The sequence below is a fragment of the Alcanivorax sp. HI0083 genome (genome assembly GCF_001635175.1).
This window is the reverse complement of the sequence record NZ_LWFX01001114.1, coordinates 1-7,937: the sequence shown is the minus strand read 5'-3', so window position 1 is coordinate 7,937 and position 7,937 is coordinate 1. Positions and strand designations below refer to the sequence as shown.

Annotated in this window: 10 protein-coding genes; 2 read left to right on the top strand and 8 right to left on the bottom strand. The window is 56.7% G+C overall.

Features of this window, described 5'->3' with window-relative positions; all coding sequences use genetic code 11:
- Positions 1-975: CmpA/NrtA family ABC transporter substrate-binding protein (locus tag A3754_RS15450; RefSeq protein WP_063520424.1), on the top strand; the 975-nt coding region annotated here is incomplete at its 5' end.
- A 158-nt stretch (positions 976-1,133) separates the two neighbouring features.
- On the opposite strand, the gene A3754_RS15445 is transcribed toward A3754_RS15450, so the two are convergent.
- The 4 genes from A3754_RS15445 to A3754_RS15430 form a co-directional block, all read right to left on the bottom strand.
- Positions 1,134-1,916: a sulfite exporter TauE/SafE family protein gene (locus A3754_RS15445; RefSeq protein ID WP_063520423.1), complete on the bottom strand. Its 783-nt coding sequence runs from the start codon at positions 1,914-1,916 to the stop codon at positions 1,134-1,136.
- Positions 1,917-2,082: 166 nt separating this feature from the next.
- Positions 2,083-2,592 (bottom strand): flavin reductase family protein, encoded by a 510-nt coding sequence (locus A3754_RS15440; protein WP_063520422.1) that lies wholly within the window; start codon positions 2,590-2,592, stop codon positions 2,083-2,085.
- An 83-nt stretch (positions 2,593-2,675) separates the two neighbouring features.
- Positions 2,676-3,701, bottom strand: a complete 1,026-nt coding sequence (locus A3754_RS15435) for a methionine synthase (protein WP_156497017.1) — start codon at positions 3,699-3,701, stop codon at positions 2,676-2,678.
- Between the two features lie 22 nt (positions 3,702-3,723).
- Positions 3,724-4,701 (bottom strand): DUF1852 domain-containing protein, encoded by a 978-nt coding sequence (locus A3754_RS15430; RefSeq protein ID WP_063520420.1) that lies wholly within the window; start codon positions 4,699-4,701, stop codon positions 3,724-3,726.
- A gap of 252 nt (positions 4,702-4,953) precedes the next feature.
- Between A3754_RS15430 and A3754_RS15425 the strand changes: the two genes are divergently transcribed.
- Positions 4,954-5,871 carry a LysR family transcriptional regulator gene (locus A3754_RS15425; protein WP_063520419.1) on the top strand — a complete coding sequence of 306 codons (918 nt, stop codon included), beginning with the start codon at positions 4,954-4,956 and terminating at the stop codon, positions 5,869-5,871.
- 449 nt (positions 5,872-6,320) lie between these two features.
- Here the strand turns inward: A3754_RS15425 and A3754_RS15420 are convergent, their stop codons facing one another.
- The 4 genes from A3754_RS15420 to A3754_RS15410 form a co-directional block, all read right to left on the bottom strand.
- Positions 6,321-6,653: a DUF6176 family protein gene (locus A3754_RS15420; RefSeq protein WP_063520418.1), complete on the bottom strand. Its 333-nt coding sequence runs from the start codon at positions 6,651-6,653 to the stop codon at positions 6,321-6,323.
- A 19-nt stretch (positions 6,654-6,672) separates the two neighbouring features.
- Positions 6,673-7,143, bottom strand: coding sequence for a DUF6713 family protein (locus A3754_RS28865; protein WP_369817619.1), 471 nt, complete (start codon positions 7,141-7,143; stop codon positions 6,673-6,675).
- A 62-nt stretch (positions 7,144-7,205) separates the two neighbouring features.
- Positions 7,206-7,340 (bottom strand): DUF6713 family protein, encoded by a 135-nt coding sequence (locus A3754_RS28745; protein ID WP_255363125.1) that lies wholly within the window; start codon positions 7,338-7,340, stop codon positions 7,206-7,208.
- A 71-nt stretch (positions 7,341-7,411) separates the two neighbouring features.
- Positions 7,412-7,876 (bottom strand): DUF1456 family protein, encoded by a 465-nt coding sequence (locus A3754_RS15410; RefSeq protein ID WP_063520416.1) that lies wholly within the window; start codon positions 7,874-7,876, stop codon positions 7,412-7,414.
- Positions 7,877-7,937 lie beyond the last annotated feature (61 nt).

Genomic DNA, 7,937 nt, shown 5'->3' with positions numbered 1-7,937 from the left:
ACGTCGCTGGGGCTGGGATGCATCAAGAAGCCCCTCGCCACGGCGTTTTCCATGGGCCTCAACGGTAATGGCGTGACCGTTTCGCCGATGCTGTTTCAGGGATTGTGTGCCTTGTCGGAAGGGCCGACCCCCAACGACATCGCCGCCGCCATGAACAAGCTGGTGGCCGCGCGTGCTTCCAGCGGAGAAGATCCGCTGGTGCTCGCGGTGGTCTTTCCGTTTTCCTGCCATGCCTATCAATTACGCCACTGGCTGAGTGTGGCCGGGCTGGACCCGGATCATGATGTGAAGCTGGTGGTGCTGCCGCCTTCGCAAATGGTGGATCACCTGCGCATGGGCCACATTGATGGCTTTTGTGTGGGTGAACCGTGGAATAGCCTGGCCGCACTGACCGGTGCCGGGCACTGTATTTTGTCCGGTTATCAGATTTGGGAAAATGCCCCGGAGAAGGTGTTGGCGGTATCCCGTGACTGGGTGTCACGTCATCCGGATACCCATCGCGCGTTGCTGCGGGCGTTGTACAAGGCGGCCTGCCATGCGGATGAGAATCTGGTGGAGAGTCTGTCGTTACTGGCCCATCCCGCGTGGCTGGATGTACCGGCAGAAATCATTCGTGCACCGTTCAGCCAGCGCTTGCCCGCTGGCCTGACGGGCCAGCCGTTTCCGGCTCATCATTTCCATGTGTTCGCCGGATTCCACGCCAACTTTCCGTGGCGCTCCGACGCTGCCTTTTTACTGCAGGAAATGCAGCGTTGGCGACAGTGTTCGCTGGAAGAGACCAAAACCTTTGCGGCCCAGTGCTACCGTACAGACCTGTTCCGCGATGCACTGGCCGACCTTACCAGCATGCCGTTAATGGACAGCAAACCCGATGAACGCCATGCAGGCCACTGGCAATTACCCGGTGAACCCGGGCCCCTGGAGCTGGGGCCGGATCGTCTGCTGAGAGTGATTGAAGATCAGGCAGAAAGCTGAGGGGGGCCGAGAAGCGAGTTTCGAGTTGCGAAAACCTTTAAACATTACGGGTGGCAAGTTGTTGAATTTCGCCACTCGCCACTTGTAACTGAGCATTGCAATCATTGCCATGCAAACGTCCCCACGATATCAGTAATGCATAGCGTCACCCGTGCGCATCAAACAAGAAAACTCACCCCCACGCACAGCAGCAACAGGGCGAACAGACGCTTTAGCAGGCGCGGCGACAGTTTGTGTGCCAGGCGCGCGCCAAAACGGGCGAAGAACATGCTGGTAAAGGCGATACCCACCATGGCAGGAAGATATACGTACCCCAGGCTCCACTCGGGTAATTGTGGCTGACTCCAGCCAATCAGCATGAAGCTCAAAGCGCTGGCGACGGCAATGGGCAGCCCGCACGCGGAGGAGGTCGCCACCGCCTGTTGCATGGGCAGGCTGCGCCAGGTGAGAAAAGGCACATTCAGGGTGCCGCCGCCGATGCCAAAGATCGCCGAGGCCCAGCCAATGACCCCGCCTGCGGCCGTTAGCCCCAGCTTGCCAGGCACCGCACGGCTGGCTCTGGGTTTCAGGTCCAGCGCCATTTGAATGGCAATAACGATGGCAAATACACCAATGATCTTCTGCAGCATCGGGCCCTGAATTGACGCAGCAGTCAGCGAGCCAAGCCCCGCGCCAAGCAGGATGCCTAGCGTCATCCAGGCGAAAATGGGCCATTGCACCGCCCCTTTGCGGTGATGCTCCATCACCGAGTTGATGGACGTGAAGATGATGGTGGCCAGTGATGTGCCAACGGCCAGATGGGTCAATACTTGCGGGTCCACGCCTTGGGCGGTAAAGCTCAGAACCAGTACCGGCACGATGATGATGCCGCCGCCGACCCCAAACAGACCGGCCAATACCCCGGCGGCCGCACCCAGAACCAAATAAAGCAAAAATTCCATACTAAAACCCTGGCAAGCCAAAAATGTTGGCGATGTAGTAACAGAAAAATGGGATGGCGTGAGTCTGCCGTTGCCTGCGCAGGTTCATGCCCGGTGATCATTTTCCCATGCGAAATACCCCGCTAAAGCCATGCTGGGTTCGGGGGTGACTGGGCGTAAAGGGCGCTCAGGTGGTAACCGAGGCGTCCAGATTGCAGTATTGCCCTTTGAAGTACAGCAGGGGCTGTGTGGTGGTGGTTGGCTGCAGGCTCAGTGCCCGTACTTCACCAATCACGATCAGGTGATCGCCGGCCTCGTATTCGGCATGAATGTCACAGTCCAGCCAGTGCAGGCTGCCACCAATCACCGGGTTGCCCAGAGGCGACGTTGCCCAATCGGTTTCTTTCCACTTGTCTGCGCCCTGTTGCGCAAAGAGGTTGGATATCGCTGCCTGTTCGTCAGAGAGGATGTTCACCGCAAACCGGCCCGCACGACGGATCTTGGGGTAGCTGAAAGAATCGCGCTTCACACTGAATGACACCAGCGGCGGGGCTGTCGATACGCTGTAGAACGACTGACAGGTAAAGCCGATGGGCTCGTCATCGATGTGCGAGGTAATCACAGTGAGCCCGGAGGCGAAATGGCCGAGCGCTTTGCGAAAGTGCAGAGGGTCGATGGCCGTGGTGGTCAGTGACATAGTGATTCCAGAATAGGGGATAACGCAAACGGGTAGCTCAGGGAAGAGACGGCGCGATCTGGCGCTCGCTCTTCCCACAGGATTCAGGCAAGTTCATTGCGCACGATCTCGGCACCGGCACTCAATGCGCGCAGCTTGCCTCTGGCAACCTGGCGAGGCAGCGGCGCCATGCCGCAGTTGGTGCACGGGTACAGCTTGTCGGCATCCACGAACTGCAGCGCCTGGCGCAAGGTGTTGGCAACTTCCTCGGGGCTTTCAATGGTGTGGGTCGCCACATCGATGGCGCCCACCATCACTTTCTTGCCGCGAATCAACTCAATCAGATCCATGGGCACATGGGAGTTGTGGCATTCCAGAGAAACCATGTCGATGCTGGAAGCCTGCAGCCTGGGGAAAGCTTCTTCATATTGCCGCCACTCCGAGCCCAGCGTTTTTTTCCAGTCGGTGTTGGCTTGGATGCCGTAGCCATAACAGATATGCACGGCGGTCTCGCACTTGAGCCCTTCAATGGCTTTTTCCAGTGTAGCCACGCCCCAGTCATTCACCTCATCGAAGAACACATTAAAGGCGGGCTCGTCGAATTGAATAATGTCGACACCCGCTGCCTCCAGCTCTCGGGCTTCCTGATTGAGAATTTTCGCGAATTCCCAGGCCAGTTTTTCCCGGCTTTTGTAATGGGCATCGTAAAGCGTATCGATCATGGTCATGGGGCCGGGCAGGGCCCACTTGATCGGTTGTCGGGTCTGCTCCCGCAGAAATCGGGCATCGTCCACAAACACCGGCTTTTGACGGCTAACCGCCCCCACGATTGTGGGCACACTGGCATCGTAGCGATCGCGGATTTTGACCGTTTCCCGTTTCTCGAAATCCACCCCGTCCAGATGCTCGATAAAGGTGGTGACGAAGTGCTGACGGGTCTGTTCGCCATCGCTGACGATGTCGACGCCGGCCAGCTGCTGTTCGTGCAAGCTTAGCCGCAGGGCATCCTGTTTGCCGTCGATGAGTTCATCGCCCTGCAACTTCCAGGGAGACCAGAGCGTTTCGGGCTCGGCCAGCCAGCTAGGCTTGGGCAAGCTGCCCGCCGTGGATGTGGGTAACAATCGTTTCATCATTTGTTCTGCCGTGTATGAGTTAAATACCGTAATTCGCAGACCACTGATTAAGCACCGTCCGGTAAGGCTCGATCAGGTTCTCTTCAGTGAATTTACCTTGCTTGACGGCCAATTGACTGCGCTCTTCCCGGTCGTAATGAATGCGGGTAAGTGAGTAGTCCGAGTTTTTCAGACTGGGTTGGTAGCGGTTGCCCGCTTCGGAATTGGCGTTGTAAATCTCCGGGCGATAAATGCGCTGGAACGTCTCCATGGTGCTGATGGTGCTGATCAGCTCCAGGTTGGTGTAATCGTTCACCAGGTCCCCGAAGAAGAAAAACGCCAGCGGCGCTACGCTGTGAGGGGGCATGAAATAGCGCACGCTCAATCCCATTTTCTTGAAGTAACTCTCGGTCAATGATGATTCATTGGGCAGGTACTCGAACCCCAGCACGGGATGGTGATTCTCGGTGCGGGTGTACACCTTGTTATCCGATACGCTGATACAGATCACGGGCAGTTTGCTGAAGTTTTCCTGGTAAGCACTTGAGTTGACGAAATGCTTGAACAGCTTGCCGTGCAGATCACCAAAATCCTCAGGGATGCTGAAGTGTGGCTGGTCCTTGTTATGGTTCTGCAGGGCGATGCTGAAGTCATAGTCCCGCAGGTAAGAGGAAAAATTGTTCCCGACCACCCCTTCAATCTGTTTGTTGGTGTGCCGGTCAAAGATGGTGGTTTTCAGGATTTCGATGGTCGGGAAGGTTTCGCCATTGCCTTCAATATCGATATCCACGGACACAATGTCGTGCTGCACAACGTACCGGTCACCATTGGGGTTGTCCCAGTGAGCCAGCGCATTAAACCGGTTATTGATCATGGTCAGAGTGTCGCGCAGGTTTTCCTTGCGCCGTTCTCCCCGCGCCAGGTTGGCAAAGTTGGTGGTAATGCGCGTGTTGTCGGCTGGACGGTAATCCTCATCGAAACAAATGCGCTTGATGCTGAAAGTGAATTCGTTGCTCATGGTGCCAGGGCGTCCGCGTCAAAATGGGTCGTGGCCTGCGTCGCGCTGGGTAACTAACGCGACGAAGCGTGATATGCGGCCATTATGCTCAATACCTTTAATGAGTAAAATTGGTATTATTTCATCGCTATATGAGTTTTACTCATCTTTTCGCTATGGCGGGAGCAGGCATTCGACCGCCCTGGCTTTTGCATTCAGAGCAAGATCGCGGTGGTGCCACCGCACTTACAATGGCATGCGTTGGAGAATCAAATGCTGGAATTACGACATCTCGCCACCCTTCGGGCGATTGATGAGGCGGGGTCAATGGTGGAAGCGGCGGAACGGCTACATGTTACCCAGTCGGCCCTGTCGCATCAGTTGAAAGACCTGGAACACCGGTTGGGGGTAGAACTGGTGGTGCGGCGCTCTCGCCCGGTGCGCTTCACCACGGCCGGGTTGCGGTTGCTGGCGCTGGGGCAGGACGTGCTGCCCAGGGTGCGGCAGGCAGAGCGGGAGCTGAAACGATTGGCTGAGGGACAATCAGGCCGGCTACACATCGCGATTGATTGCCACTCCTGCTTTCAGTGGCTGATGCCGGCGCTGGATGCTTTCCGTGAGCACTGGCCAGAAGTGGAGCTGGATTTGTCAGCGGCCTTCAGTTTTGCGCCGTTACCGGCACTGTTGCGCGGTGACCTGGACATGGCAATTACCTCTGATCCCGTCGAGGATACGGCGGTACATTTCCTGCCGCTTTTTCGCTATGAGCTGGTGTTGGCGGTCTCCGGACGTTCACCACTGGCGGGGCGAAAGTGGATTGAACCAGAGGATATCGCCGACCAGACCCTGATTACTTACCCGGTAGAACGCGAACGTCTGGATGTATTTACCGTCTTTCTCGACCCCGCCGGTGCGGAGCCTGCCTCTGTTCGAACGGCTGAATTGACCCCCATGACCGCACAATTGGTGGCCGCAGGCCGTGGCGTGGCAGCGCTACCGAACTGGGCGCTGACCGAATACACCGAGCATGACTTGCTGAAAACCGTGCGGCTCGGTGAGAAAGGGGTGTGGAGAACGCTCTATGCGGCGGTGCGGGCGGAGGATGAACAAACCCCCTATGTTCAGGAGTTCCTGAGTACGGCGAAGGAAATGTGTTTCAAAACCCTGTCCGGGGTCCGAGTGGCCCGTTAGTGACGGGGATGTGTATATTAATCAGGGCCTGCAAGCCTGCTTTTCCAGGGAAGGAACATTCAGCGATGAGCAAAAACGGTCACGGTGACGCGGCCGAATAGCTACAGTGGTGCAGATAGTAAGGCCGTGCATGACAAGGCGCGACAAAGCACCCGTCAGCCGGAAAAGCGGTCACGTTTTGCTGTGCCTCCTTACCAGCAGGCGCCACAGAACCAGGTTAGCCAACAAGAGATTCAGGAAAGAGTGGCGGATTGCGAACGACGGCGGATTGTCGGCTGTGATGACGCGCGGGCTAGACGAGAAATTGCGGACGAGGCGTATAGGAATACGCCTGGAGGACGACGACAGCAGGAGCAGATTCGCGATCGGAAAATGCGGGAGTGGATGCAGCAGCGATAGCTGCTGGTTTCAGGTCGGCTGGACTGGCCCCTTTTTCAGGGTTAACAGCTTCATAGGCGGCTATTTAGATCCACCAATAGCTCGGTCTTTACATGGCTGCCCCACACCCAGGCATTTTCTTTGAATTGACGATGCCGTGCGTCCACCGGGTTGTCCGAATCCGCCATGACTTGCTGCGATGTCTCGATGGAGTCTGCCCGCATATAGCAGAGAAGATAGTCCTTGCCACCCAGTGTTAGTGAAAACCAGGATTCTACGCTGACGCCTTCAGCCCGCAGGCTTTCCAGTGCCTGTTCACGATGGTCTTCGATAAAAGCTGTCCAGTCTTTTACTTCCTCGTCGCTGTTCGGCTTTAGCTCGATCAGGCCGGCGATAACGTCCATGTATTTTCTCAATATCCTGTCAGGATCGCTGATTTTGCGTTTGCGGGCCCTGGCCTGCAAGTGGCAGCGTTTTCAGTTGTGCCAGAGACAATATCAATGTGGCCGCCAGTAGCAACAGCGACATGGGCTGCCAAAACTCGGTATGTCCGGCCAGGAAAAAGCCGCTGTGGATCGCCACCGTTAGTATCCCCAGGCTAGCCAGAAACCGGTGGCACAGGCGTTGATGTGGGCTGTGGGTGGCCACTTGCATGAAGGCGAACATTACCAGGGCGATGATGGGCAGGTTAGGGAGCCTCTGAATAACTCCTTGCGCGCTCAGCGTGGCCTGAAGGGTGCAGCTGTTGTGTTTTGTCGCGACGGTCCGGGTGGCTCCCTTTCCTAGCGGCAAAGCGCAGCAGATGGGCCCTTCAGGCCGCGCCCTCCGGGTCTTCCAGGCTGGCCCGCACTCGTTGTTGCAATGTCTTGATGGGTGGACACACACCTTCAACATTGCGCCTAGATTGCGAACCAGCCTGAAAGACTGAGCATGCAAGGAGTTATTCAGAGGCTCCCTCATATCAGGTTGAGCTGATTGCCACCGGGTAAGTGGAAAAGGTTCCACTCGTGCCAATAGGCGGCATCGATCTGGTGGGTGAACAGCACGGTGCTGTTTAGCAGGAAAAGGATTTGTGGCAGGTCGGGTTTCATGGCATGTCTCCGCTATCACTGCCATGAAACCCGTTTTGCCGGGGTAATGCCATTACCTCACAGGTAAGCGCTTATTCCCCGTCACGATACTGAATCTGCAAACCCTTGAGAAAATTGCGCAGAATCTGGTCCTTGCACTCGCGATAATGCTTGTGGCCGGGTTTGCGGAAGAAGGCGCTGAGTTCGTGTTTGCTCATGCGGAAGTTGGCCAGTTCGAGCACCGCCAGCACGTCTTCGGCCTGCAGGTTCAGGGCGATTTTCAGTTTCATGAAAATCATGTTGTTGGTGAGGCGGCTTTCCGGTTCCGGTTGTGGCCCGGGCTTTTTTCCGCGCAGCGCATTGATCAGGCCGTTGAGAAAAATCGCCAGGGTGCGATCGGTGCATTTCTGAAAGGCCGGGTCGTCGTCCTTTTTCAGCCAGTCGCTGACTTGTTCCCGGGTGACGGTTTCGCCGGCTTCGGCGAAGACGCCGATCATGCGGGTGTCGTCGAAATCGAAGATGTACCGGGTGCGGCGGAGGACGTCGTTATTGAGCATGCGGGACCTGTGGTGAGGGAAACGGAGGGGCGTGACCGCCATGGTTCAAGCGTAATAGTAC